The following is a 22,722-nucleotide window of genomic DNA, read 5'->3' as shown; positions in this document are numbered from 1 at the left end:
GGGCCGGTAGGAAATATTCGAGGGGGTCTCGATCGAGCGCCAAGGGGGCCGGGAACCGCGCTGGGAACCGGTCCCGGTTACCCGGGAATTTCGCCCTACTGTGTGGGACTGTTCGAATGGGACCGTCATTGCCATCTGCACGCTAAATCAGTGAGGTGGTGTCGGGTGACCGACGTATTGCCAGGGCCAGGTACCCAGGACCAGCACACGGTAGTCGGTCGGATCAACCCCTGCCGAATGGTCCAGCTCACCGAACACGGCGACCCCCGCGGCAAGCTCACCGTGGTACAGCCGGGCGCCGAGATCGACTTCGAGATCAAGCGGGCGTTCTACGTGCACCACGTGCCGGACGGGATGGACCGGGGCGGCCACGGCCACCGCCGGATCCACCAGCTGATCACCGCCGTGCACGGCAGCTTCGAGGTCACCGTCGACGACGGCTTCAACCGGGAGACCTTCCTGCTCGACAACCCCAGCCGGGGCCTGTACGTGGGCCCGATGGTGTGGGGCGACATGCGTAAGTACACCGCGGACGCGGTCGGGCTGTGGCTGGTCAACGAGCCCTACGACCCGACCGAGTACTACCAGCACTACGACGACTTCTACGCCGACGCCCGGAGGATCGCATGAAGGTCCCCTTCCTCGACCTGCGCGGGCCGTACCAGGAGCTGCGCGCTGAGCTGGACGCGGCGTCCCAGCGGGTGTTCGAGTCCGGCTGGTACCTGCTCGGGCCGGAGTGCGAGGCGTTCGAGGCCGAGTTCGCCGCCTACTGCGGCGGCCGGCACTGCGTGTCCGTCGGCTCCGGTCTCGACGCGATCGAGCTGATCGTGCGGGCGCTGGGCATCGGCCCCGGCGACGAGGTCATCGTGCCGTCCAACACCTACATCGCCACCTGGCTCGGGGTCACCGCGGCCGGGGCCACCCCGGTCCCGGTGGAACCCGACCCGAGCACGTTCAACCTCGACCCGGCGCGGATCGAGGCGGCGATCACCCATCGCACCAGGGCGATCCTCGCCGTGCACCTCTACGGCAGGCCGGCCGACCTGGACGCCATCGAGGTGGTCGCGAACCAGTTCGACCTCGCGGTCATCGAGGACGCGGCCCAGGCACACGGCGCCCGCTACCGCGGCCAGCGGATCGGCGCCCGGCGCGCGGCGGCGTTCTCCTTCTACCCTGGGAAGAACCTCGGCGCGTTCGGTGACGGCGGTGCCGTGGTCACCAACGACCAGGAGATCGCCGACCAGGTGCGGCTGTTGCGCAACTACGGGTCGCGGGTCAAGTACCACAACGAGGTCAAGGGCACGAACTCCCGGCTCGACGAGCTGCAGGCGGCCATGCTGCGGGTCAAACTGTCGCATTTGGACACCTGGAACGCCCGCCGGGCCGCGGTGGCCAAGCGCTACCAGACCGAGCTCGCCGGCCTCGACGGGCTGGTGCTGCCGGCGGTGGCGCCCGACCACGAGCCCGCCTGGCACCTGTTCGTGGTGCGCGACCAGCGGCGGGCCGAACTGCAGGAACGGCTCACCTCCGCGGGGATCGGCACGCTGATCCACTACCCGGTGCCCCCGCACCGCTCGCCCGCCTACGCCGACGCGGCGCTGACGGAGGGCTCGTTGCCGATCGCCGAACAGCTCGCCGGCGAGGTGCTCAGCCTGCCCATCGGCCCGCACCTGCCCGACGATCAGGTCAGCGAGGTGATCGCCGCGGTGCGCGCGGTGGTCGCCGAACTCGGCCTGCGCGCCGCCTGACCCTGGCGAAAACCACCGAATGCCGCTCGAATCCGGGCGGCATTCGGCGTTTTTTCGGCGAGTTTTCCGCTCGTGGCCGGATCGAGAACGTGACGAATTCCCGGTTCCCTGGTGACCACCGGCCCACTACGTGGGGACAGCGGCGACGTCAACCTTAGCGGTATCGATGGCGGCCGTCGCTCTGCTGAGGAGCTGTTCAATGCGATTCATTTCTGGGCAACATGAACTGAAAGTAGCGGTTATCGGTCTCGGATACGTCGGTTCATGTATCGCGGCGACGCTCGCCGATCGTGGCCTCGACGTGGTGGGGATCGACACCGACTCCCGACTCATCGACGAGTTGAACACCGGCTTCTGCCGGTTCGAGGAGCAGGGTCTGCCCGAGCTGCTGTTCGCCGGGATCGAGGCCGGCAAGCTGCGGGTGTCCACCGACGCCGCCGAGGCGGGCGGGGCCGACGTGGTGCTGATGACCGTCGGCACACCGGTCCGCGAGGACGGCTCGCTGGCCGATGAGCAGCTGCAGAGCGCGATCCGGGAGCTGTCGCGCAACCTGCGCCGCGGTCAGCTGGTCGTGCTCAAGAGCACCGTGCCGCCGGGCACCACCCGCAGCCTGGTGCTGCCGCTGCTGCAGAGCAGCGGGCTGATCGGCGGCGAGGACTTCGGCCTGGCCTTCACCCCCGAGCGGCTGGCCGAGGGCACCGCCCTGCACGAGCTGAACACGTTCCCGATCGTGGCCGGCGGGCTGGACGCGGACAGCGCGGCCGACGCCGCCGAGTTCTGGCGCCAGGCCCTCGGTGTCGAGGTGATCGCGCTGGACTCGTTGGAGGCCGCGGAGATCGTGAAGCTGGCCGACAACTGGTGGATCGACCTGAACATCGCGCTCGGCAACGAGCTGGCGAAGTTCTCCGCGCTGTTCGGCGTGGACGCGCTGGAGGTCATCGCCGCCGCGAACTCGATCCCCAAGGGCAAGGGCATGGTCAACATCCTGCTGCCCAGCGTCGGGGTCGGCGGCTCCTGCCTGACCAAGGACCCGTGGATGGTCTGGTACTCCGCCCGCGAGCGCGGCCTGGAGATCCTCACCGCCCCCGCCGGCCGCGCGGTCAACGCCGGCATGCCGGAGTACACCGCCCAGCTGGCCGTCGACGGTCTGACCAAGCTCGGCAAGGACCCGGCGACCTCGAAGATCGCGGTGCTCGGGCTGGCGTTCAAGAACAACACCGGCGACCTGCGCGCGACCCCGACCAAGGACGCGGTCGAGGCGCTGGACCGGGCGTGCGGCGAGGTGGTCGTCTACGACCCGCTGGTCGACGCCGCCGAGGCGGAGAAGATGTTCGGCCGGCCACTGGCGACCTCGCTGACCGACGCGGTGCGCGACGCCGACTGCGTGGCCGTGCTGGCCCTGCACCGCGACTTCACCGACATCGACTACGCGAACCTGCCGGTCGCGCAGTCCTGCCTGGTGCTCGACGGCCGCGCCTACTACTCCCGCGAGAAGATCGCCGAACTACGCGCCCTCGGCTACGACTACCGCGGAGTCGGCCGATGAGCCGCGTGGTGGTTACCGGTGGGTGTGGGTTCATCGGCAGTCACCTGGTCGAGCAGTTGATCGCTCGCGGTGACGAGGTCATCATCTTCGACGGCGCGCCGCCGCCGGACTGGCAGCAGACCGCCCGCCGGCACGCCAAGTACCTGCCGGGCGACATCCTGGACCGCGAGGCGCTGTCCGGGGCCATCACCGCCGACGTGGACGTGGTGTACCACCTGGCCGCGGTGGTCGGCGTGGACAACTACCTCGCCCGGCCGCTGGACGTCATCGACGTCAACTTCACCGGCACCCGCAACGTCCTCGACCTGGCCACCGACGCGGGCGCGAAGGTCGTGGTGGCCAGCACCAGCGAGGTGTTCGGCAAGAACCCGGCGGTGCCGTGGCGCGAGGACGACGACCGGGTGCTCGGCGCGACCGCCGCCGACCGCTGGACCTACAGCTCGAGCAAGGCGCTCACCGAGCACCTCACGTTCGCCTTCGTCCGCCAGCGCGGCCTCGAGGCGACGATCGTGCGCTACTTCAACGCCTACGGGCCCCGACAGCGGCCGGGCTTCATCGTCAGCCGCTCGGTGCACCGGGCGTTGAACGACAAGCCGGTCGTCGTCTACGACGACGGCCTGCAGACCAGGTGCTTCACCTACATCGACGACGCCATCGCCGGCACGCTGCTGGCCGCGGACAGTCCGCAGGCGATCGGTGAGGTGTTCAACATCGGCAGCATGACCGAGACCACCATCGGCGACGCGGCCGAGCTGATCGTCAAGCTGGCCGGGCCGGACGTCGAACTGCACCATGTGGACACCGGGGCCAAGCTCGGTAAGTCCTATGAGGACCTCACCCGCCGGATTCCGGACAACACCAAGGCCCGCACCGTCCTCGGCTGGACGTGCGAGACCTCGCTGGAGGACGGGCTGGCCAGGACGATCGAGTGGGCACGGGCCAGCAAGTGGTGGCTCGACCTGGCCGACAGCGGCGCGGAGTAGGGAGTGAGTCGATGCGGGATCCGCGAATCCGGTCGCCCGGCTCAGCGTCCCCAGCGGGTGCGGCCCCAGGGTTTGACCACCGATAGCAGTACGCAGATGGTGTAGATCGAGGTCGACACGATGCCGGCGGAGATCATCGCCATGTCGTCCAGCGGCACGAGCTGGTCGCCGGCGGTGTTCTCCACCGCGTCGCGTCGTGACTGGAGTTCTGGGGCGAGCGAGAACGTGGTGAGCGTGACCACCAGCGTGGTCAGCAGGAACTTTGTCAGTACCCACTTGTAGCGGATCAGTCCCCATTTGGTGCCGAGCGCGAGCAGCAAACCGGTGAGAAACGCGGTCCAGGCAATGGGAATCAACAGCACGTCGGCGATCACGCCGAGCGCGAGCAGGATGCCGTGCTGGAGGTCCGGACTGTCGGTGGTGAGCACCGCCGCGCCGAGCACCACGTCCGCGAAGGTGACCCCGAGCCAACCGACGGCCGTCATCACGTGCAGGACCAGCACCGTCTTGCGCACCGGTGGCGGCATCAGGCCAAGTCGACGAGCCGGCTTGGCGGCGGCGTTGTCGGTCGCCTTGCTCTCAATCGTCACCGGAGTTACTCCCCGTGGCGTGGGAACTACTTACCAGATCATTAAACCGCACCGGCGCTACAGGATCAGTCGTGGCCAGGCCAGGCAGATCGGCGAATGGCGCCGTGACCCGAACAAGGGATGGGCACATGAACGTTGATGCGCTTGGTCAGGCCGTTGTGGACGGTGCGTCGCCCGAGGAGCTGTCACGGGTCGGCGTACCGAGTGACTACTACGCCGCCTACCTGCACCAGGACGACGTGGACATGTTCCGCGGCGTCGCCGACAAGGACGTCCGCAAGTCCTTACGCTTAGGCAGGGTGCCAATGCCGGAGTTGGCACCTGACGAGGTCCTGGTCGCGGTGATGGCCGCCGCGGTCAACTTCAACACCGTGTGGTCGGCGATCTTCGAGCCGCTGCCGACCTTCCAGTTCCTCAAGCACCTCGGCCGCCAGGGCAAGTGGGAGTCCCGCCACGACCAGCCCCACCAGGTGGTCGGCTCGGACGCCGCCGGCGTCGTGGTCGCCATGGGTGACGGGGTGCGTGGTGGTTGGAAGCTCGGCGACCACGTCGTGGTGAGCCCGGCCTACGTCGACGACCAGAGCCCGCTCGCCCAGGACGACGCGATCAAGGGGGGCACGCTGGCCTGGGGGTTCGAGACCAACTTCGGCTCGTTCGCGCACTACTGCGTCGTGCGGTCCAGCATGCTGATGCGCAAGCCGGCCCACCTGTCGTGGGAGGAGGCGGCGTGCAACCCGCTGTGCGCGAGCACCGCCTACCGGATGCTGGTCAGCGACCACGGCGCCAGGATGAAGCAGGGCGACGTGGTGCTGCTCTGGGGCGCCACCGGCGGTCTTGGCGCCTACGGCGTGCAGTTCGTCAAGAACGGCGGGGGAATCGCGGTCGGCGTGGTCGGCTCGGCGGCCAAAGTGGACCTCGCCAAGAAGCTCGGGTGCGACGTGGTGATCAACCGCGAGGAACTCGGCATGGGCGGCTACGACGGCCTGGACTCCGCGAGGACGATGGAGATCGGCCGCCGGCTCGGCAAGATCATCCGCACTCAGGTCGGCGCCGACCCGGACATCGTCTACGACTACGTCGGCCAGCAGACCTTCGGGCTGTCGGTGTTCGTGGCCAAGACCGCCGGCACCGTGGTCACCTGTGGGTCGAGCACCGGCTACCAGCACCAGTTCGACAACCGCTACCTGTGGATGCGGGTGAAGCGGATCGTGGGCAGCCACGGGGCGAACATGCGTGAGCAGGTGGACTGCAACAAGCTGATCAGCCGGGGAAAGATCGCGCCCACACTGTCCACTGTGTACCCGTTGGCCGAGGTGCCGGAGGCGGTGCGGCTGGTGCAGACCAACAACCACATCGGCAAGGTCGGGGTGCTCTGCCTGGCGCCGGAGGAGGGCCTCGGGGTCACCGACCCGTCGCTGCGCGCGGAGGTCGGCGAGGACCGGCTCCACCTGTTCCGGCACGCCGCCTGACCCCAACTCCGGGACATCTCGGATACCTCTCGCAGACAACGAAACCGCCGGCCGCGACAGTCGCGGCCGGCGGTTTGGTAGGTGTCGGGTGACTCCTCAGGCGGCGGTCGCCGTCTTCGCGCCCTTGAAGGAGGCGATGGTGGCGATGATGCTGAACACCAGCGCGGTGACCGCGCCGAGCACGCGGACCCAGTCGCCGAGGACCTCGAGGCCGCCCTGCTCGGCGCTGGTGACGCCGGCGATGGACGGGATCGTCTCGAGCAGGGCGCCGACGATGGCCACGATCGGGACCCAGCGCCAGGGCGCGGTGTACATGGCGATGGCGGCGACCAGGCAGATGACCGCGCCTGGCGGAACGGGCGGCATGTCGACGCCGGCGATGCGCAGGAACACGATGCCGACGATGACACCGACCAGGCCGGCCGCGGTCAGATTGCGGGCGGTGGGGTAGTTCATTTCCTTACTCTCCTTAGCAAAGCGGGTACTGCGACCGAGCTTCACGTTCGTGCGGCTGATCACAGAGTCGCAGGTCGGCGCCGGTGCGGCATCGGGCGTACGAAGGCTGTTCAGCTACGCCCCGGGGCGTAGAGCAGCGGCGTCACCTGCGTCGGAGCTTCTCGGATTCCGCTAGATCACCTCATCGTAGGTCCGCCCCGGACGGGTTACCTCGATGGTCACTCGACGCGACCTCGAGCTAGAGCATCACCTTTCCGCCGGTGACGTCGATGGTTTGTCCGGTAATCCAGCCGGACGCGCTCGAGGCCAGGAACAGCGCGGCGTTGGCACAGTCGGCCGGCGTTCCCCACCTGGCGATGGGGAACTGTTTGGCGACCTGTTCGCGCATTTGCTCCGGAATGCGCTGTTCCTGTTTCTCGGTGAGGATCGCCGACGGCGCGATGGCGTTGACCCGCACGTCGCGCGCGCCCGCGTCCAGCGCCACCCGCCTGGTGAACATCAGCACGCCCGCCTTGGCCGCGGAGTACGGAATGGACGCCCGGCCAGGCAGCCGGCCGGCGGTGGAGGCCATGGTGATGATCGACCCGCCGCCCCTGGTCATCATGCCCGGCAGGAACGCCTGCACGGTCAGGAAGGTCGCGGTGAGGTTGCCGTCGATGACCGCGTGCCAGTTCTCCTCGGTCACCTCGTCCAGCGCGCCCTGGCCCTGGTCGAAGCCGGCGAACGCGGCGAGCACGTCGACCTGGCCGAACTCGCGCTCGGCGGTCTCCCGCAGCTGGTCGACCGCCGACCGGTCGGTCACGTCCGCGACCGCGCCGGTCGCGACCCCGCCCTGCTCGACGATACTGTCCACGACGGACTGAATGGCATCCTTGTCCCGGCCGCTCACCACGACCTTCATCCCGTTGGCGGCGAAGTACCGGCACACCTGCGCGCCGATGCCCCTCGATCCGCCGGTGACCACGGCGACTCTGCCGTCGAGGTCCGGGTAGCGAGGCACGTTCGAGGTCATCTGGCTCCCCTTCGCGGTCATTCGTAGATGTGCTCGACGACGTCGATCAGCTTGCGGAAGCCGACCTTCTCCACGACCGCCTGCATCGACTGGTACTGCAGGAAGTGCGTGCACACGCAGGCGTCCGCGCCGTTCTCGAGCGCGCGGGCGACGACCTCGCCGAGCACCAGCGTGGCGATGCCGCCCTCGCGGTGGTCCGGGCTGACGAACACCCCGGACGGCCGGACGACGCCGTGCAGCGGCGGGTTCCAGCCGGCCGCGCCGGCCGGCGAGCCGTCCGCGGCCTCCCACACCAGCAGTCGCTGGTTGGCGATCTGGCTGCCCGCCATGTGCTGGGTGCGGCGCTTGATCTCCTCGGCCGACAGGCCACTGTCGCGCATGCCGGCGGTGAACCACTCGGCCACCGTCTCCAGATCGTCCTGTGTGGCCAGTCGCGGCCGGCCGCTCGGGTTCTCCGGCCGGGTGGTCTCGGTGCACTCCATGATCCACTGTTCGCGTTCCTGGCGGATCTGCTGTCCGGTCAGCTCGGTCCAGCGGGCGGTGAACGCGACCGCGGCGTCGGTCGGCCCGCTCACCCCGGGCACCGGCTCGCCCTCCTTGGACAGGAACTCGGCGAGCGCGACGGCCGCGTCGGCGGGCATCGCGGAGATCGTCATCCGCATGGGTGCGCGGAAGTACGCGGTGCCGACCACCGATCCGGCGGCGTCGGTGATGGTGGCGAACACCGGGTCCCGGTCGCCCGGCGGCACGCCGTTGGGGTCGAGGCCGTGCACCAGCAGCACGTTGTTCTCCACCGGCGAGGCGACTAGCCAGTCGCCCGCCGCCGCCATGAACTCCGCCGGGTCCGGTGTGGACGTTACCTGCATCAGGTTCTCCCGCATGTCACTTGACCTGGGTGGGGGTGAGTTCCTTCTCGTGCAGCAGCACGTCGTACCACTCGGCGAGCGAGCCGCCGGTCATGTAGTAGCCCTCCGGCGGCTGGTCGGCCGCGCAGATGGAGCCGATGATCCTGGCCTTCACCGGACTGGCCAGCCAGTCCCGCACGATCTGCGGTGCGCCCCGGCGCAGGTCGAGCAGGTAGCGCGGGGAGGCGTAGTTGTGGAAGGCGGGCTCGACGAACCCGTTGGCCAGCGTGGGGGCCGCGATCGGCCCGCTGCTGAACGGCGGCAGCCCCCAGCCGGAGTTCACCGTGCCGTGGGTGAAGGTGATGCCGATGGAGAAGTACTTGTCCCCGAAGGCCTCCCGCAGGTGTCCACCGGTCGGCTTGAAGGTGAGCGTGCCGCGCGGCGGGACGTTGATGGTCAGCCCGTCGGAGCGCACGCTGTGCGCGCTGGTCGACAGGTAGGCGATCCGGTGGCCGGTGTGCTTGTGCCACCACACCAGGTTCTCGGCCATCTTCTCGTCGCGGTAGCCGTCGTCGGTAAGGTGGTGGGCGTAGTGCTCGTAGAAGCCGACGATCTGCCGCGCCTGCTGGGCGATCCACGCCTGCTGGTGGGCGTCCGGTCCGGACAGTGACGTGACCAGCGCGGCCGCGGCGCGCGCGTGCTCGACGTAGCGATCCTTGTCGGTCACCTCGGAGATGAACCACCGGACGTGGTTGGGCCTGGTCGGCCGGATCACGTCGAAGTGGCCGGCCAGCTCCGCGAGCCGGTCCGGCGCGGTGGCCTCGACGTAGGCACTCACCTCGGCGTAGCTGGCCGGGCGGGTGTCGATCACGCCGACGCCGACGAACCGCACCGGGTCGTCGTCGTGGCTGATGTTGTACTGCCGGATCCACGCCAGCAGATCCCGCACCTCACCGACCCGCCACGGCACCCCGGTGCCCTTGACCAGGGTGTCCAGGTCGCCTTCGCCGGTCAGCACGTAGTGGTCGAGCTCCCTGGCGACATCCCAGTCCTCCTCGGTGGCCACGGTGCGGAAACCCAGGCGCTCCACCAGGATCTGGATGATCCGGTGCGCCTGGGTGAACTGCTCGTGCCCGCCGTAGGTCGATGGTCCGATGCCGACAACGTCCGCGTCGCCGACCATGTCGCCGATCGGTTCGATGTCGCGCAGGGGTTCCTTGGCGTCCGCTGTAGACAGTGGCAGGCCATACTGCCTGATCCACTCCGTGACCTCGGCCAGGACGGTGGCCTTGTCGGCCTCGGTCGGCTCGCTGTGCGCAGTCACGATCGTCCTTCTCCCTCACAGGCTGACGGCACCGGCCACCACGTGAGTGGCCGGTGCCGGTTTTCATGCGGTCATGCCGAAACCAGCCCTAGTCGGCCGGCACGGCCTCGATGATCGAGAACGCGGTCTCCGTCGGGACCACCCTGGTCAGCGTGTAGCCCGCCTGCTTGAACACCTCGGCGTACTGCTCCTCGGTGCGCAGGAAGCCGGCCATGGTGACCAGCATCATGATGTCGAAGTACTTGACGAAGCGCCCGATTCCCGGCCGCAGCAACAACTCTGCCGCCGCGATGCGGGCGTTCGGGGAAGCGGCCCGGCAGTGCTTGAGCACCGAGAGCAGCTTCTCGTCGTTCCACGAGTGCGTGATCTGCTTGCACACGTAGAGATCCACGTCAGCGGGCACCGACTCGAAGAAGTCGCCGGCGTGGAAGTCAAGCCTGCCCTTGCTGATCAGGCCGGCGAGGTCGGGCCGCGCCTTGGCCTGCTCGATCACCGGCGGCAGGTCGGCGAGCACGCCGCGCCCCACCGACGGGTAGGAGTTGAGGATGTTGGCCAGGTAGGTGCCCGTGCCACCGCCGAGGTCGGCGATCACCCCGGCCTTACCGAACTCAGGGTACCCCGCGACGATCGACGGGCCGAGGGTCTGGGAGAACTCGTTCATGGCCATGTTGAAGTCGCGGCCGGCTTCCGGGTTCCTGCCCATGTACGCCCACAGCGACATGCCGTAGGCCTCTTCGAACGCCGCCTTGCCGGTCTTCACGCTGTGGCTGGTCTTGGCGTAGGAGCGCCACAGCCACTCCGAGGCGGCGAACTGCGACATGATGAACTGCGAGTTCGGCACCCCCTTGCGCAGCAGCTGGGACCGCGGGGTGTTGGCGAACACGCCCGGCTTGATCTCCTCGAAGATGCCGTCCTCGTTGAGGATCTGCAGCGTGGACTGCAGGGCGTGCTGGTGGGCACCGGTCTTCTCGGCCAGCGCGGCGATGTCGAGTGGACCGTCGGCGAGCAGGTCGGCCACCCGCAGCTCGGCGGCGATGCCAAGACACTGCCCGGAAGTGGGGAACATCAGGTCGAGCAGTACCTGGACATCCTCGATGGTCGGCTCGATGTTGTCAGCGCTCATGACTGGTGTCTCGCTCCTCTGCTGGTTCGGCCGGGAGTCTTACTGTCCACTGTGGAGCACGATGGTGCTGCCACCACCGGGAAGCTCCCGGAAGCCGGGGACCTCACCGGAGACCGTGACGTGGGAAACCCCGGACACCCCGGGAACCTGCGCCGGCGTCGGCGAGAGGCCGACCCCGTCCAGACCCAGCTCGCCGAAGTTGTTGTTGCCCCAGCCCCACAACGAGCCGTCGGCGCGCACCGCGACGCTGTGCCCGTAGTCGCCAGGGTTGTCGTCGCCGCCACCACCGGTCGCGGCGATCTGCACCACGTCGGTCAGGCCGGCGACCTCGACCGGGGTCGGGCGCTCGACCGTGCTGCCGTCACCGCACTGGCCGCGGTCGTTGATGCCACACGCGCGGACGGTGCCGTCGTTGAGCAGGATCAGCGAGTGGTGGTACGCGCCGGCGACCGCCTTCACGTCCGACACCAACGCCTTGACCGGGGTGCGGTACTCGCGCTTGCGATTCTCCGCCACACCGTCGCCGAGTTGGCCACAGTCGTTCAGTCCCCAGGTGAGCAGCGAGCCGTCCTCGAGCACCACCAGGCAGTGCCCGCCGCCGGTGGCGACGAACGTGGCGCCGTTGACGCCCTCGACCGGCTGGGGCAGCGCGCGGATCGGGTACTCCCGGCCGGCGTGCACCTGGACCAACGCGCCGTCCCGCTTGCCGGTCTGGTCGCCGTCGGCCAGCTGGCCGCAGTCGTCGCGGCCCCAGGCCCACACGGTGCCGTCGTCGAGCAGCGCGAGCGCGTGGCTGCCGCCGGAGACCAGCTGCACGATGTTGCTCGGCGCCTCCAGCTTGACCGGCACCGGGTGCACCCGCATGTTGTCCGGGCCGAGCATGCCGAAGAAGCCGGCGCCACAACCCCAGACCGTGCCGTCCTCCAACAGGAACAGCGTGTGTCCGCCGCCGGGCGCGACCGCCTTGATGCCCTCCAGCTTCACCCTGGTCGGCTCGACCTGCTGATCGGTGGAGATGTCACCGATCTGGCCGAAACCGTTGCGGCCCCAGCCATACGCCGATCCGTCCTCGAGGATCGCGATCACGTGGCCGCTGCCGCCCTCGATCGTTCGCACGCCTTCCAGCGCCTTGACTTCTTGGGGCAGGTGGGTCTGTTCGCCACTGCGCCCGTTGGCGAGCTGTCCGTTCGTATTGTCGCCCCATGCGCTGACGATCTGGCTCATGTCGTCCCTCTCGTTTCTGGGGATTCCGTGATCGGCGGCAAGCCTCGATTTCTCCTCGATAATGAGTGATCCGGACAAACCGCGCCAGCAACCTCGAATGGTTCTTGAGCGCGCAGTCAAAGGCGCGCGTCATGGTAGGTGCAGGCAAATAGCTCCGCGGAAATACAGAGCCTGAGAGGTCGCCATGGCGCCGCCGTCTTCGTTGCCCGAGCTACCCCGCTCGCGCACGCATCCGTTCCACCCTCCGCCGGAGTACGAGCAGCTACGCAAGGAGTCCCCGATCTCGCGGTTCGTCTGGCCGAACGGGGTCGAGGGCTGGTTGGTCACCACGTACAACGAGGTGCGCAGCCTGCTCGCCGACCCCCGGCTGTCGATCAACCGGTTCAACAGTCCGCCGCCGTCGCTGTCGGCGATCAAGGACCGCAAACCCGAGGTCATGCTGCCGAGGTCGTTGGTGGCCATGGATCCGCCGGAGCACACCCCGTGGCGGCGGGCCATCGTCAAGGAGATGACGCCGCGCTGGGCCAGGTCGATGGAGCCCAGGATCGCCGCGATCACCCGCGAGTACCTCGACCGCATCCGGGACATCGGGCCGCCGGCCGACCTGGTGGAACAGCTCGCGTTGCCGGTGCCCTCCAGGGTGATCTGCGAGGTGCTCGGCGTGCCGCAGGCCGACCAGGAGTTCTTCCAGGAGCAGGCCGAGGTGCGCAGCCAGGTCGGGGCGCCGGCGGAGAAGATCAACGCCGCCACCAAGGCGCTCTACGAGTACCTCGGCGAGCTGGTCACCGACAAACGCAAGAGCGCCAACACCTCCGACGTGCTCGGCCGGTTGGTGCACGCGGAGATCGCCGGTGAGCCGGCGCCGCACGACATCGTTGTCGGGCAGGCGATGCTGTTGCTCATCGCCGGGCACGAGACCACGGCCAACACGATCGGCCTCGGGGTGGCGACGTTGATGGACAACCGCGAGCTGATCGCGGACCTCAACGACACCACCAAGGGCACCGCGCTGGTCGAGGAGATCCTGCGGATGCACGCGATCATCCAGTGGGGCATCGTCCGGCGGGCCACCGACGACATCGAGATCAACGGGTTGCGCATCGCCAAGGGCGACTGGGTGGTGTGCTCGCTCGCCTCGGCCAACCGGGACGAGGAGCGGTACGCCTGTCCGCACGCGGTGGACACCAGCCAGGCCCAGTCCCCGCACGTCACCTTCGGCTACGGCGTGCACCAGTGTGCCGGGCAGAGCCTGGCCAGGACCGAGGTGCGGGTGGTGTTGCGCGAGTTGTTCGCGGCCTTCCCCGGGCTGCGCACCACCGTGTCGCCGGAGGAACTGCGCTACCGCTACGAGATGTGGGTCTACGGCCTGTACGAGTGCCCGGTGGTGTGGTGATCGCGATGCCGAGGGTGATCGTGGATCGGGACCGGTGCTGCGGTGCGGGTCTGTGCGCGGACAGCCTGCCGAGGGTGTTCGACCAGGGCGACGACGCGGTCGTGGTGGTGCTGGACGACAACCCGCCGGCCGAGTTGGCCGGGGAGCTGGCGGACGTGGTGTTCGCCTGCCCGTCCGGGGCGATCCAGGTGGTCAGCGAATAGTTTCGTGAACGACGAAGATGGGCCCGGTGGCGAGTCGCCACCGGGCCCACCTTCGTGGTGCCGCGCCGTCAGGCGTTGGCGGGAACCTTGGGGTCGGGCTTGGCCTGCGAGGACGCGTCGCGCCCGTAGGTGAGCCTGCGGTAGACGATCTCGACCGGGCCGCGGATGTTGCGCCGGGCCATGGCCGAGGAGACGCACAGCGCGAAGATCCACACCACGGCGCCGACGCCGAGCGCGCCGAGCTCGGACATGGTGTTGCCGAGGCCGAACAGGTAGGGCGCGCCGAGCACCATCCAGCACAGCGACTGGAACAGGTAGCAGCTCAGCGATCGCTGGCCGGTGGCGACCAGCGCCTTGGTGAACCAGCTGCGCTTCTCGCCGATCTTGACCGCGAGCAGACCGAACATCGCCGCGAAGGCGAAGCCGCCGAAGTAGCCGCCCATCTGGTTGATCCAGTACAGGCCGTTGTAGACGACCTCGGACTGGGTCATGAAGTAGCCGCCGTTGAGCAGCCCGTACGGCAGACCGAGGACGATCGTGATCAGCATGCCGTACCCCGCGACCTTGCGCAGGTAGGACCGGTGCAGGTGGGGCTCGTCGAGGATGCGCTTGCGGGCGGCCCAGATGCCGACGATGACCGGGAACACGGCGCCGACCACGACCAGCGGGACCATCATCGGCCACTGCAGGCGGTAGAGCATGTCCGTCACCGGGGTCACGGTCTCCGGCTGGTTCAGGCTCATGAACACCCTGGGGATACCGAAGGCGTAGATCAGCGTGCCGACCGTGGCGAAGATGCCGCCGGTGATCCACAGGCTCCGGCCGCTCCAGCGCAGCGCGCCGACGAACAGCAGCGTGACCAGGCCGTAGGCGGCGAGCAGGTCACCGAAGAACAGCAGTGCGGTGTGCAGCAGGCCGATGACGAGCAGCCAGAAACCCCGGCGTTGCATCAGCGCCCGGAAGCTCGGCCACTCCTGACCGCGCGCGGAGTACCGCAGGTACATCTGGGACAGGCCGTAGCCGAAGAGGAAGGCGAACAGTGCGGCACCCCGACCGTCGAGCAGCACCGCGGAGGCCGTGTTGTAGATCGCAGAGATCGGGTCGATGTTCGAGTAGCCGTCCTCCGACCACGCCGCGCGCAGCACCGACGAGTGGCCGAGCGCGATCAGCAGCAGCATGAAGCCGCGGGCGAGGTCGGGCGCGAGCGAACGCGCCTGGAACGATTGTGGACCTAACGACGTTGGACCAGCCGTGGCCGAACCACGGGATAAATTGGGAGCACTGTCAGGCATGGGGGTGTCCGCTTTCCAGTCGGCCGGATGACTCCGGGTGCCCAGGTCCCCCGGAAGGGATGCACGTCGGGCTCAATAAACCGCGACCCACTCAACGTCATCGCAACGTTCGCTCGAGCCGCCTCCCCGCGTTTAACGCTTGTGGGTGCGTGGGTTGGTAGCAGCCGGTTCGGCGCGGGGTTGATGGCTGGGCTGCGTCCCGTTCCCCTTAGGTGCGGTGTCGTGCCGCTTGCGTTAGCCAGCAACAATTCCGCGTTTTTGCAGGTCAGCGATCTGTTCTTCCAGGTAGCCGAGTTCGGCGAGCACCTCGGCGGAGTGTTCGCCGAGGTCGGGTGGCGGCAGGGTGACCTGGGCCGGCTCGCCGTTGACCCAGATCGGTCCGCGGACCAGTGGCGTGGAACCGCCGCCGGGCAACGGGGTCTCTGTGACCATGCCCAGCGCGCTGACCTGCGGGTCGGCGAAGACCTGGTCCATTCGGTACACCGGGCCGGCCGGGATCCCGGCCGCGCGCAACAGCGGCACCCACTCGGCGGCCTTCCGCCTGGCCAGGGCATGTTCCAGCTCGGCCTGCAGCGCGGCGCGGTTGACCACGCGGGCGGTGGCGTCGGCGTACTCGGCCCGCTCGGTGAGCTCCGGCACGCCCAACTCGGCGCACAGCGCGACCCACTGCGCCGGGGTGCCGGCGGCGACGTTGATCGGGTCGTCGCCGGTGGCGAAGGTCCCGTAGGGACTGATCACCGGATGGTCGTTGCCGGTGGCCGGCGGCACCTCACCGGCGCCCAGATAGCGCTGCGCCTGGAAACTGAGCACGGCGATGGCCGACTCGAGCAACGAGGTCTGCACGTAGCCGCCGACCCCGGTGCGTTCCCGGCCGGCCAGCGCGGCGGCCACCGCGAGCGCGGCCACGATGCCGGAGATGCTGTCCACCACCGGGACCCCGACCCGCATCGGGGTGTGCTCGCCGGCCCCGGTCACCGACATCAGGCCGGACATGCCCTGCGCGACCTGGTCCAGCCCGGGGGTGTCCCGCTCCGGCCCGGTCGGCCCGTACCCGCTGACGCTGGCGACCACCAGCCGCGGATGGTCGGCGGCCAGCCGCTCGGGCGCCAGGCCCAGTTTCGCCAGCGTGCCGGGGCGGAAGTTCTCCACGAGCACGTCGCCGTGCGCGACCAGCCGGTGCAGCACCTCCTGGCCTGCCGGGTCGCGCAGGTTGAGCGCGAGCGAGCGTTTGTTGCGGTTGACCGAGGCGAAGTACTGGCCGCGGCCGTCGACGAACGGGCCCCACGCGCGGGCGTTGTCCCCGCCGGGCAGGCCCTCCACCTTGATCACCTCGGCGCCGAGGTCGGCGAGCAGCGCGGTGGCTGTTGGGCCGGCGAGGACCCGGGTCAGATCGATCACCCGCACGCCGGTCAGCGGAAGGTTCGACATTCCACACAGTGCACCACAAGGGGTTCAAGACCCGGTCGAGACCGGTGCTGAGCTGGGACTTCAGCGGTTTACGAGCATTTGTAGCTCGGTGGTCCCCACGATGCCACGCAATCATCTCCCTGGAGGGAGCGCGCCCATGGCTGCCCAAATCACTGCGCTGCTGGTCCTCGCCCTGGCTTTCCTGATAGCGACTGTACGGCCCGTCCATCTCGGCGCGCTCGCTCTGGCCGCGGCGTTGGCCGTCGGCACCGGGCTGGCGGGCCTCGAGGTCAAGGACATTCTCGCTGGTTTCCCCGTCGACATCCTGTTGTTGCTGCTCGGTGTGACGCTGCTGTTCGGCATCGCGCGGGCCAACGACACCCTGGACTGGTTGATCGACCGGTCACTGCGGCTGATCGGCAACCGGACCACGTTGTTGCCGGTGCTGTTCTTCGTGCTCTCCGCGGGGATCGCGAGCCTGGGGTCGCCGCTGGCGGCGATCGTGCTGATCCCCGTTTCGGTGTCCTTCGCCGGGCGCAACCGGCTCAGCCCGGTGGTGCTGGCGCTGGCCACCACGACCGGCGGCTCGGCCGGCGCGTTCGCGCCGACCAGCCTGTTCGGCCTGATCACCGCGGGTACCGCGCGGGGTAGCGGGATCGACTTCGACGGGCTGTTCCTGTTCGGCGCGGCGCTGGCGGTCAACCTGGTGCTGTTCGTCGGCTCGTGGATGCTGTTCGGCAAGTACCTGGTCAAGGAGTCCCAGGAGCTGGAGGAGCCGGACGGCGGCGCGCCTTCGAGCGGGCCTTCAGCCGACGTTGAGCCCGACCCGCTACCGGCCGCCAACGGGACCGTCACCGCCACCGCGACCGCCACGCGGGTCACCGCGCCGGTGATCACGGCGCCGACGAAGCTGAACGCCTACCAGCTGGCCACCGTGGTGTCGTTGCTGCTGCTGGTCTGCTCGGTCATCGGGCTGGCGTTCTTCGGCGTTGACCTGCACGTCGGCGCGACCGCGCTCGGCCTGAGCGTGCTGCTCATGCTGGCGTTCACCAAGGAGACCGCCGACGCGGTCAAGCGGGTCGACTGGTCGACGATCCTGCTGGTCGGCGGGATCACGACCTATGTCGGCGTGCTCGACCACATGGGCGCGGTGAAGTCGGTCGCCGACCTCGGCACGAAGATCTCCAGCCCGTTGCTGGCGGCGTTCGCGTTGTGCGTGTGCGGTGCGTTGATCTCCGCGGTCGGGTCGACCACGGCGCTGCTCGCGATCATCATTCCGCTGGCGTTGCCGCTGGTGGAGGCCGGTGGGGTGCCGGCGGTCGGGGTGATCTGCGCGCTGGCACTGTCCTCGTCGCTGGTGGACATCAGCCCACTGTCGACCGTTGGGGCCACCGCCGTCGGCGCGGTCGACGAGCGGATCCGGCCGCAGGTGCGCCGGTTCCTGTTCCAGTGGGGCTTCTCGATGGTGCTCATCGGCCCGGTCCTGCTGTGCGCGTTCCTGGTGCTGCCGGGCTACCTCGCCGGCTGAGCCGTCTGCTCGTCCCCGGTCCGCGAGTTCGCGCGGACCGGGGACGTTTTGTTTTTCGGTGGTCCCTGGTTCCGGGGAACATTTCCCGGTCGGCTGTGACCACACACTACTTACGCTGGGTGCCGACGTTTTGTCGATGCTGACGGAGGTCCAGTGAAACTCAGAACAATGGCCGCCGCACTTCTTGGTGCGGTCGGATTGTTGGTGGCCCCTGCGGGTGTCGCCCAGGCGAGTCCGGCGGCGACCTCGGCCTGCGCGCCGACCGCCGAGGACGCGTGGGTGGGCACCTTCAACGGGCCGCACGTGTACAACAGTGGCTCGGTGGCCGACCGCGTGGTCGAGGTCGAGCACAACGCGAACGGCCAGTTGGTGATCAGACGGGACGGGTTCGTCCCGTGGGGATACACCGACACCGGCCTGTTACGGACCCAGGAGAACCATCCGATCGTGGGCCTGGAGACCGTGTCCGCGACCTGTGACGCCGCCGGTGACGTGGTCGCGTTCGCCGGCGACTGGTATTTCTTCTACAACTGGCCGGAATGCTGGGGTTGCGTCGTCTGGGGCACGTTCGACGTAGCACGAGTGTGAGCCCCGCGCTTACCAACGGAGGTCTGAGTGAGGTTCGGAAAACTGTTAGCCGGCTTGTTGATGGTCATCGGTGTGCTGGTGGTGCCGGCGACCAGCGCGCAGGCCGACGAGTCGTGCGCGCCGACCGCGAACGAACCGTGGCTGGGGAACTTCAACGGTCCACACAACTATCACACCGGTGAGCTGTACGGCGTGCTCGACGTCACCGTGTACATCGACGAGGACGACGAGTTCCGGATCATGCAGTTCAACGGTTACTCGTCGATCGGCTATGTCCATGAAAATGGCATGCTGAGCACGACTGGCGGATTTCTCTGGGGAATGAGCGTCACCTCCGCCACGTGTGACAGCGACGGCAACGTCACGCGGATGTCGGGCAACTGGTGGAAGAACTGGGATCCCGAGTGCATCAGCTGCGCTGACTACGGACCGTTCGACGTCGTCCGGACGTAACGCCAGGCCGATCGGCCCGGCGGCCTCGTGAGCCACCGGGCCGATCGGCATCGTCGACGGGTCTACTTCTTGTCCTTCAACCCGAAGGCGAGCATCACTGTGCCCTTGTCGGTCGGGTAGAAGGGGTAGTACCCGGCCATCACGTACACCATGCCGTTCACGATGACCGCGCCACCGTTGCCCGACAACGCGCTGCCGCGGCCGGGGACACCGTTGACGCCCTGGTAGTCGCGGACGGCGTCGTAGCTGAAGAGGATCTCGCCGGTCTTCGAGGAGAAGACGCGGAACTTCCCGTCACCGCTGCCCTCGTAGATCAGCCCGGGCGTTCCGCTTGGCGCCGGCGTGAAGATCGGCGAGCAGATGTCCGGATGCGGTGCGGCACCGCCGGTCGAGCAGCCGTCCTCCGGGTGCGGGGTCTCCCAGACGATCTTCCCGTTCGTCGCGTCCAGCTTGATCAGCCGGGAGGGGTTGTCGTACCAGGTCGCGCCGTAGAGGTAGCGGCCGTCGAACACGCTGCCCCACTGCACACCGACGCCGCCGAGCGGTCCGGGCGCCACCTCGGTCTGCCACTCCACCTTGCCGGTGCGGGCGTCGAAGGCGTAGAACATGCCGTTCTTCTGGCCGATGGTGACCAGGGTCTTCCCGCGCACCTTGATCACGTTCGCGGACGCGCCGAAGTCGGCGTCCAGCGCGTAGGTGCCCTTGCCGGGGCAGTACTCGCCGGGATCGTCCTGCTCGCAGGCGGTGGTGTAGGTGTCCGGGAAGGTCATCCGGTTCTTCCAGCGCACCTTGCCGGTGTCCATGCTCAACGCGATCACGCTGTTGATGTCACCCTCGGAGCCGGTGGTGTTCTGCCCGGTGCCGACGAAGATGGTGCGGGTACGCAGATCGGCCACCGGGCTGGACCAGACGCTGGCGCCGGATGGGCCGTACTTCGTCGCGCCGCTCGGCCATTTGCCGATCGGCTCGGCCTCCCGGAGGGTGTAGTAGTTCCAGACCACCTTGCCGGTGCGGATGTCCAGCGCGAGCACCTGACCGCGGTGGCGGCAGCACGGGTAGTTGGGGTCGTTCACGAACCCGGCTTCCAAAGTGGACACCCCGACGAACAGCCGGTTGCCGACCACCAGCGGTGAGCTGGTCATCACGGAGTTGGGCTGCGTGCTCGCCCGGCTGATCCAGGCGACCTTGCCGGTCTTGCGGTGCAGTGCGAACACCCGGCCGGTCGAGTCACCAAAATAGACGCGGTCGCCGGCGACCGCCGCCCCGTCCCGGATCCCGTTCGGCTTGCCGTCTGGCAGCGGCCCGGTGACCGCGTTCGCGTCGTAGGACCATTTGGTCTTGCCACTCTTGGCATCCAGGGCGACGAACACGCCGTCCGGGCCGCCGACGTAGAGCACGCCGTCGGCCACCGCCGGCTGGCTGCCGACGCGGGAGTAGGGCACGTTGCCGAACGTGTAGGCCCACTTGAGTTCCAGCTGGTCCACGTTGCGCGGCGTGATCGTGCGCTCTTTGTCGTTGTAGCGCGTGCCCGAGGTGTTCAGCTGCCAGGTCGGCCAGTCGGCGGACCGATGACCGCGGTTGGCATCGGCGTCGCCGCTCGCGGCCGTCGGCCCGGACGCGGCGGCGACCCCTAACGCGGCAACCGTGACGGCGGCGAGGCCGGCGACGAACGCCGATACCTTACGCCGCACGCTTTTGGGGTTCCGTAACTGCACGACACCTCCAGGTGTGAAATCCATAGAAGTCCAGAGAACGATGATCCCCGCTCGGGATGCCGAACGGGGATCTCTCGACTGTGCCGTGTGGCTGGCTGTCAGCGGTCCTCGAGCGAGTCAGTCCGCGATGGACAGTCGGGCTCCCAGACCAGCTCCACCGGCGTGACCATGCCGAACCGCCGCCGCGCGGCCTCCACGGACCGATGGACCGCGACCGACGACCGCCCATCCGCCTCGCGGCGGAAGGTGACGACGTCCCGGCCGGACGGCAGGTCGATGTCGAGCCCGTACGCGACGATCTTGGCGCGGTCCTCGGTGCTGATCAGTGCGAACGGTGTGGCGGTCACGATGTGGCTCCTGAGTGCTGATGGTCGGTTCCAACCGGTGGGGAACGGTGGCGGCCGGTGTCCATGGCGGCGAACGGCCAACTGGTCCAGCAATGACCGTCAGCGGAATGTCGGCACATTCTGGCGCGTAGTCAGTGGTCACGCACCGTTGGTTCGCCTGCCGAAAAGAGACCGTATGTGCCCAGCCAACGAGAATCCCCAACAAAGCGTTGGGGTCGTATGCTGGGGTTGTGCGGCTGGATGACGAAGCGACCGTCGGTGAGCGGATCGCGTACTATCGCAAGCGACGAGGCATGACTCAGGAGGTGCTGTGCGGTCTCGTCGGCGGCCGCTCCACGGAATGGCTGCGTCAGCTCGAAAATGGTAAACGGGACGTCGACAAACTGTCTACCATCGTCGCTGTCGCCGAGGGACTTCGGATCAGTCCGTCGGCGCTGCTGCCAGGGCCGTTCCGAACGAATTCCGGGCGAAGCGACTCCCTGGGAACGGCGCCGAACGCGGTCCCGACTATCGAAGCGGCGATGCTGCGCTATGACGGCATCGCCGGACTGGTCGGCGTACCGGACCGACCCTCGGTCTCAGCACTTGATCTTCGCCGGCGCACGGCGAGGGCATTCGTCTGTTCCCAGACCGAGCAGTGGTCGGAAATGGCCCCGCTCGTCCCCGACATGATCGCCGACTCGTGGCAGCTGGTGCGGAACGCGACCACGGACCAACAACGCCGCACGGCCTACGAACTGCAGGCCCTGGTCTACCGCGTGACCTCCGGGATGCTCGACCGGTTGGGTGAAAGTCACCTGCCGTGGGTGGCCGCCGAACGGTCGATGCACGCCGCTGAGCAGGTCGATGACCAGCTGCTCATCGCGGGCGGAGCCTGGCGCATGGCCGTCGTGCTGCGGCATGCCGGACGCCTGCTCGAATCGACCGACGCGCCGATCGCGGCCGCGGACGCGTTGCGGCCACAGCTGGACACCCCCGAGTCCTACAGCGTGTACGGGTCCCTCATGCTGAAAGGCGCCGTCGGTGCGGCCACATTGAGCGATCACAAGCATGTGCGGGAGTACCTGGCGGAAGCCTCGCGGGCGGCGGATGTTGTCGGCGACAGAAATGACTACTGGTTCGCATTCGGCCCGACGAACGTCGCAATACATCGGGTGTGGCTCTCGCTCGAACTGAGCGACCCGAGCAGGGCAATTGAGGAAGCCGATTCCGTAGCACATGACCAGTTGCCCCGCGAGTTGGCCGAACGACGTACGTCACACCTGATCACCGTCGCCTGGGCGAACTATCTGCGCCGAAAAGACCGTGAGGCGGTCGATGCGCTGAGGTCAGCCCGCGCCGCGGCTCCGGAGCAACTCATCTTCACCCGTCGGGTACATACGATGTTGCGCGGAATCATCCGCCGCGGACGTCGCTCGATCAGGAGCGACGTGCGCGAGCTGGCCGAGTTCGTCGGCGTGGCAACGTGAGTGCGAC

22 protein-coding genes are annotated in these 22,722 nt (G+C 68.3%); 11 read left to right on the top strand and 11 right to left on the bottom strand.

Annotation, left to right across the window (positions count from 1 at the left end; all coding sequences use genetic code 11):
• The first annotated feature begins 165 nt into the window (after window positions 1-165).
• The 4 genes from ACYVIP_RS05505 (at window position 166) to ACYVIP_RS05490 (ending at window position 4,277) form a co-directional block, all read left to right on the top strand.
• A complete protein-coding gene (locus tag ACYVIP_RS05505) occupies window positions 166-630 on the top strand; it encodes a sugar 3,4-ketoisomerase (protein WP_460392675.1) in 465 nt (154 codons plus the stop codon).
• Window positions 627-1,748, top strand: a complete 1,122-nt coding sequence (locus tag ACYVIP_RS05500; protein ID WP_460392673.1) for a DegT/DnrJ/EryC1/StrS family aminotransferase — start codon at window positions 627-629, stop codon at window positions 1,746-1,748. Before ACYVIP_RS05505 ends, ACYVIP_RS05500 begins: the two co-directional genes overlap by 4 nt.
• Window positions 1,749-1,914: 166 nt before the next feature.
• Window positions 1,915-3,294 carry a nucleotide sugar dehydrogenase gene (locus tag ACYVIP_RS05495; protein WP_460392671.1) on the top strand — a complete coding sequence of 460 codons (1,380 nt, stop codon included), beginning with the start codon at window positions 1,915-1,917 and terminating at the stop codon, window positions 3,292-3,294.
• A complete protein-coding gene (locus ACYVIP_RS05490) occupies window positions 3,291-4,277 on the top strand; it encodes an NAD-dependent epimerase/dehydratase family protein (RefSeq protein ID WP_460392669.1) in 987 nt (328 codons plus the stop codon). Before ACYVIP_RS05495 ends, ACYVIP_RS05490 begins: the two co-directional genes overlap by 4 nt.
• Before the next feature lie 41 nt (window positions 4,278-4,318).
• Here ACYVIP_RS05490 and ACYVIP_RS05485 read toward each other — a convergent pair whose 3' ends face one another.
• Window positions 4,319-4,867, bottom strand: a complete 549-nt coding sequence (locus ACYVIP_RS05485) for a hypothetical protein (RefSeq protein WP_460392667.1) — start codon at window positions 4,865-4,867, stop codon at window positions 4,319-4,321.
• Between the two features lie 128 nt (window positions 4,868-4,995).
• Between ACYVIP_RS05485 and ccrA the strand changes: the two genes are divergently transcribed.
• On the top strand, window positions 4,996-6,336 hold the full coding sequence (gene ccrA, locus ACYVIP_RS05480) for a crotonyl-CoA carboxylase/reductase (RefSeq protein ID WP_460392665.1): 1,341 nt from the start codon (window positions 4,996-4,998) through the stop codon (window positions 6,334-6,336).
• A 96-nt stretch (window positions 6,337-6,432) separates the two neighbouring features.
• Here the strand turns inward: ccrA and ACYVIP_RS05475 are convergent, their stop codons facing one another.
• The 6 genes from ACYVIP_RS05475 to ACYVIP_RS05450 form a co-directional block, all read right to left on the bottom strand.
• Complete coding sequence (locus ACYVIP_RS05475) at window positions 6,433-6,792, bottom strand: hypothetical protein (protein ID WP_460392663.1); 360 nt, start codon at window positions 6,790-6,792, stop codon at window positions 6,433-6,435.
• 238 nt (window positions 6,793-7,030) lie between these two features.
• Window positions 7,031-7,804: an SDR family NAD(P)-dependent oxidoreductase gene (locus ACYVIP_RS05470; RefSeq protein ID WP_460392661.1), complete on the bottom strand. Its 774-nt coding sequence runs from the start codon at window positions 7,802-7,804 to the stop codon at window positions 7,031-7,033.
• A gap of 17 nt (window positions 7,805-7,821) precedes the next feature.
• Window positions 7,822-8,670 (bottom strand): GNAT family N-acetyltransferase, encoded by an 849-nt coding sequence (locus ACYVIP_RS05465; protein ID WP_460392659.1) that lies wholly within the window; start codon window positions 8,668-8,670, stop codon window positions 7,822-7,824.
• A 16-nt stretch (window positions 8,671-8,686) separates the two neighbouring features.
• Complete coding sequence (locus ACYVIP_RS05460) at window positions 8,687-9,973, bottom strand: erythromycin esterase family protein (protein ID WP_460392657.1); 1,287 nt, start codon at window positions 9,971-9,973, stop codon at window positions 8,687-8,689.
• Window positions 9,974-10,061: 88 nt separating this feature from the next.
• Window positions 10,062-11,096, bottom strand: a complete 1,035-nt coding sequence (locus tag ACYVIP_RS05455) for a methyltransferase (protein WP_460392655.1) — start codon at window positions 11,094-11,096, stop codon at window positions 10,062-10,064.
• 39 nt (window positions 11,097-11,135) lie between these two features.
• Window positions 11,136-12,320 (bottom strand): RCC1 domain-containing protein, encoded by a 1,185-nt coding sequence (locus tag ACYVIP_RS05450; RefSeq protein ID WP_460392653.1) that lies wholly within the window; start codon window positions 12,318-12,320, stop codon window positions 11,136-11,138.
• A gap of 184 nt (window positions 12,321-12,504) precedes the next feature.
• Between ACYVIP_RS05450 and ACYVIP_RS05445 the strand changes: the two genes are divergently transcribed.
• Window positions 12,505-13,713 carry a cytochrome P450 gene (locus ACYVIP_RS05445; protein WP_460392651.1) on the top strand — a complete coding sequence of 403 codons (1,209 nt, stop codon included), beginning with the start codon at window positions 12,505-12,507 and terminating at the stop codon, window positions 13,711-13,713.
• Between the two features lie 5 nt (window positions 13,714-13,718).
• Entirely contained in the window at window positions 13,719-13,916 is a 198-nt protein-coding gene (locus ACYVIP_RS05440) for a ferredoxin (RefSeq protein WP_460392649.1), read from the top strand.
• Between the two features lie 68 nt (window positions 13,917-13,984).
• Here ACYVIP_RS05440 and ACYVIP_RS05435 read toward each other — a convergent pair whose 3' ends face one another.
• Together ACYVIP_RS05435 and ACYVIP_RS05430 are read right to left on the bottom strand one after the other, a co-directional pair.
• On the bottom strand, window positions 13,985-15,094 hold the full coding sequence (locus ACYVIP_RS05435; protein WP_460392647.1) for a DUF418 domain-containing protein: 1,110 nt from the start codon (window positions 15,092-15,094) through the stop codon (window positions 13,985-13,987).
• A 348-nt stretch (window positions 15,095-15,442) separates the two neighbouring features.
• The gene (locus ACYVIP_RS05430; RefSeq protein ID WP_460392645.1) at window positions 15,443-16,636 is read right to left on the bottom strand and encodes a CaiB/BaiF CoA transferase family protein; all 1,194 of its coding nucleotides are present in this window, start codon (window positions 16,634-16,636) and stop codon (window positions 15,443-15,445) included.
• A 136-nt stretch (window positions 16,637-16,772) separates the two neighbouring features.
• On the opposite strand from ACYVIP_RS05430, the gene ACYVIP_RS05425 reads away from it, so the two are divergent.
• From ACYVIP_RS05425 to ACYVIP_RS05415, 3 genes are all read left to right on the top strand, one after another.
• Window positions 16,773-18,143, top strand: coding sequence for an SLC13 family permease (locus ACYVIP_RS05425; protein ID WP_460392643.1), 1,371 nt, complete (start codon window positions 16,773-16,775; stop codon window positions 18,141-18,143).
• Window positions 18,144-18,296: 153 nt separating this feature from the next.
• A complete protein-coding gene (locus ACYVIP_RS05420) occupies window positions 18,297-18,731 on the top strand; it encodes a hypothetical protein (protein WP_460392641.1) in 435 nt (144 codons plus the stop codon).
• A gap of 27 nt (window positions 18,732-18,758) precedes the next feature.
• Window positions 18,759-19,184 (top strand): hypothetical protein, encoded by a 426-nt coding sequence (locus tag ACYVIP_RS05415; RefSeq protein WP_460392639.1) that lies wholly within the window; start codon window positions 18,759-18,761, stop codon window positions 19,182-19,184.
• A gap of 62 nt (window positions 19,185-19,246) precedes the next feature.
• Here ACYVIP_RS05415 and ACYVIP_RS05410 read toward each other — a convergent pair whose 3' ends face one another.
• A complete protein-coding gene (locus tag ACYVIP_RS05410; RefSeq protein WP_460392637.1) occupies window positions 19,247-20,875 on the bottom strand; it encodes an outer membrane protein assembly factor BamB family protein in 1,629 nt (542 codons plus the stop codon).
• Window positions 20,876-20,997: 122 nt separating this feature from the next.
• Window positions 20,998-21,246, bottom strand: coding sequence for a hypothetical protein (locus ACYVIP_RS05405; protein ID WP_460392635.1), 249 nt, complete (start codon window positions 21,244-21,246; stop codon window positions 20,998-21,000).
• A 230-nt stretch (window positions 21,247-21,476) separates the two neighbouring features.
• Here ACYVIP_RS05405 and ACYVIP_RS05400 point away from each other — a divergent pair, with 230 nt between their 5' ends.
• The gene (locus ACYVIP_RS05400) at window positions 21,477-22,715 is read left to right on the top strand and encodes a helix-turn-helix domain-containing protein (RefSeq protein ID WP_460392633.1); all 1,239 of its coding nucleotides are present in this window, start codon (window positions 21,477-21,479) and stop codon (window positions 22,713-22,715) included.
• Window positions 22,716-22,722: the final 7 nt, after the last annotated feature.

This window comes from Actinophytocola sediminis (genome assembly GCF_054779715.1).
This window is presented reverse-complemented; position numbering and strand designations above follow the sequence as displayed.

Bases quoted from the DNA above. Each gene is read 5' to 3' on its own strand.
- ACYVIP_RS05500 (WP_460392673.1), top strand. From the start codon at position 627: ATGAAGGTCCCCTTCCTCGACCTGCGCGGGCCGTACCAGGAGCTGCGC.
- ACYVIP_RS05495 (WP_460392671.1), top strand. From the start codon at position 1,915: ATGGCGGCCGTCGCTCTGCTGAGGAGCTGTTCAATGCGATTCATTTCT.
- ACYVIP_RS05490 (WP_460392669.1), top strand. From the start codon at position 3,291: ATGAGCCGCGTGGTGGTTACCGGTGGGTGTGGGTTCATCGGCAGTCAC.
- ccrA (WP_460392665.1), top strand. From the start codon at position 4,996: ATGAACGTTGATGCGCTTGGTCAGGCCGTTGTGGACGGTGCGTCGCCC.
- ACYVIP_RS05475 (WP_460392663.1), bottom strand. From the start codon at position 6,792: ATGAACTACCCCACCGCCCGCAATCTGACCGCGGCCGGCCTGGTCGGT.
- ACYVIP_RS05470 (WP_460392661.1), bottom strand. From the start codon at position 7,804: ATGACCTCGAACGTGCCTCGCTACCCGGACCTCGACGGCAGAGTCGCC.
- ACYVIP_RS05465 (WP_460392659.1), bottom strand. From the start codon at position 8,670: ATGCAGGTAACGTCCACACCGGACCCGGCGGAGTTCATGGCGGCGGCG.
- ACYVIP_RS05455 (WP_460392655.1), bottom strand. From the start codon at position 11,096: ATGAGCGCTGACAACATCGAGCCGACCATCGAGGATGTCCAGGTACTG.
- ACYVIP_RS05450 (WP_460392653.1), bottom strand. From the start codon at position 12,320: ATGAGCCAGATCGTCAGCGCATGGGGCGACAATACGAACGGACAGCTC.
- ACYVIP_RS05445 (WP_460392651.1), top strand. From the start codon at position 12,505: ATGGCGCCGCCGTCTTCGTTGCCCGAGCTACCCCGCTCGCGCACGCAT.
- ACYVIP_RS05440 (WP_460392649.1), top strand. From the start codon at position 13,719: ATGCCGAGGGTGATCGTGGATCGGGACCGGTGCTGCGGTGCGGGTCTG.
- ACYVIP_RS05435 (WP_460392647.1), bottom strand. From the start codon at position 15,094: ATGCTGCTGCTGATCGCGCTCGGCCACTCGTCGGTGCTGCGCGCGGCG.
- ACYVIP_RS05430 (WP_460392645.1), bottom strand. From the start codon at position 16,636: ATGTCGAACCTTCCGCTGACCGGCGTGCGGGTGATCGATCTGACCCGG.
- ACYVIP_RS05425 (WP_460392643.1), top strand. From the start codon at position 16,773: ATGGCTGCCCAAATCACTGCGCTGCTGGTCCTCGCCCTGGCTTTCCTG.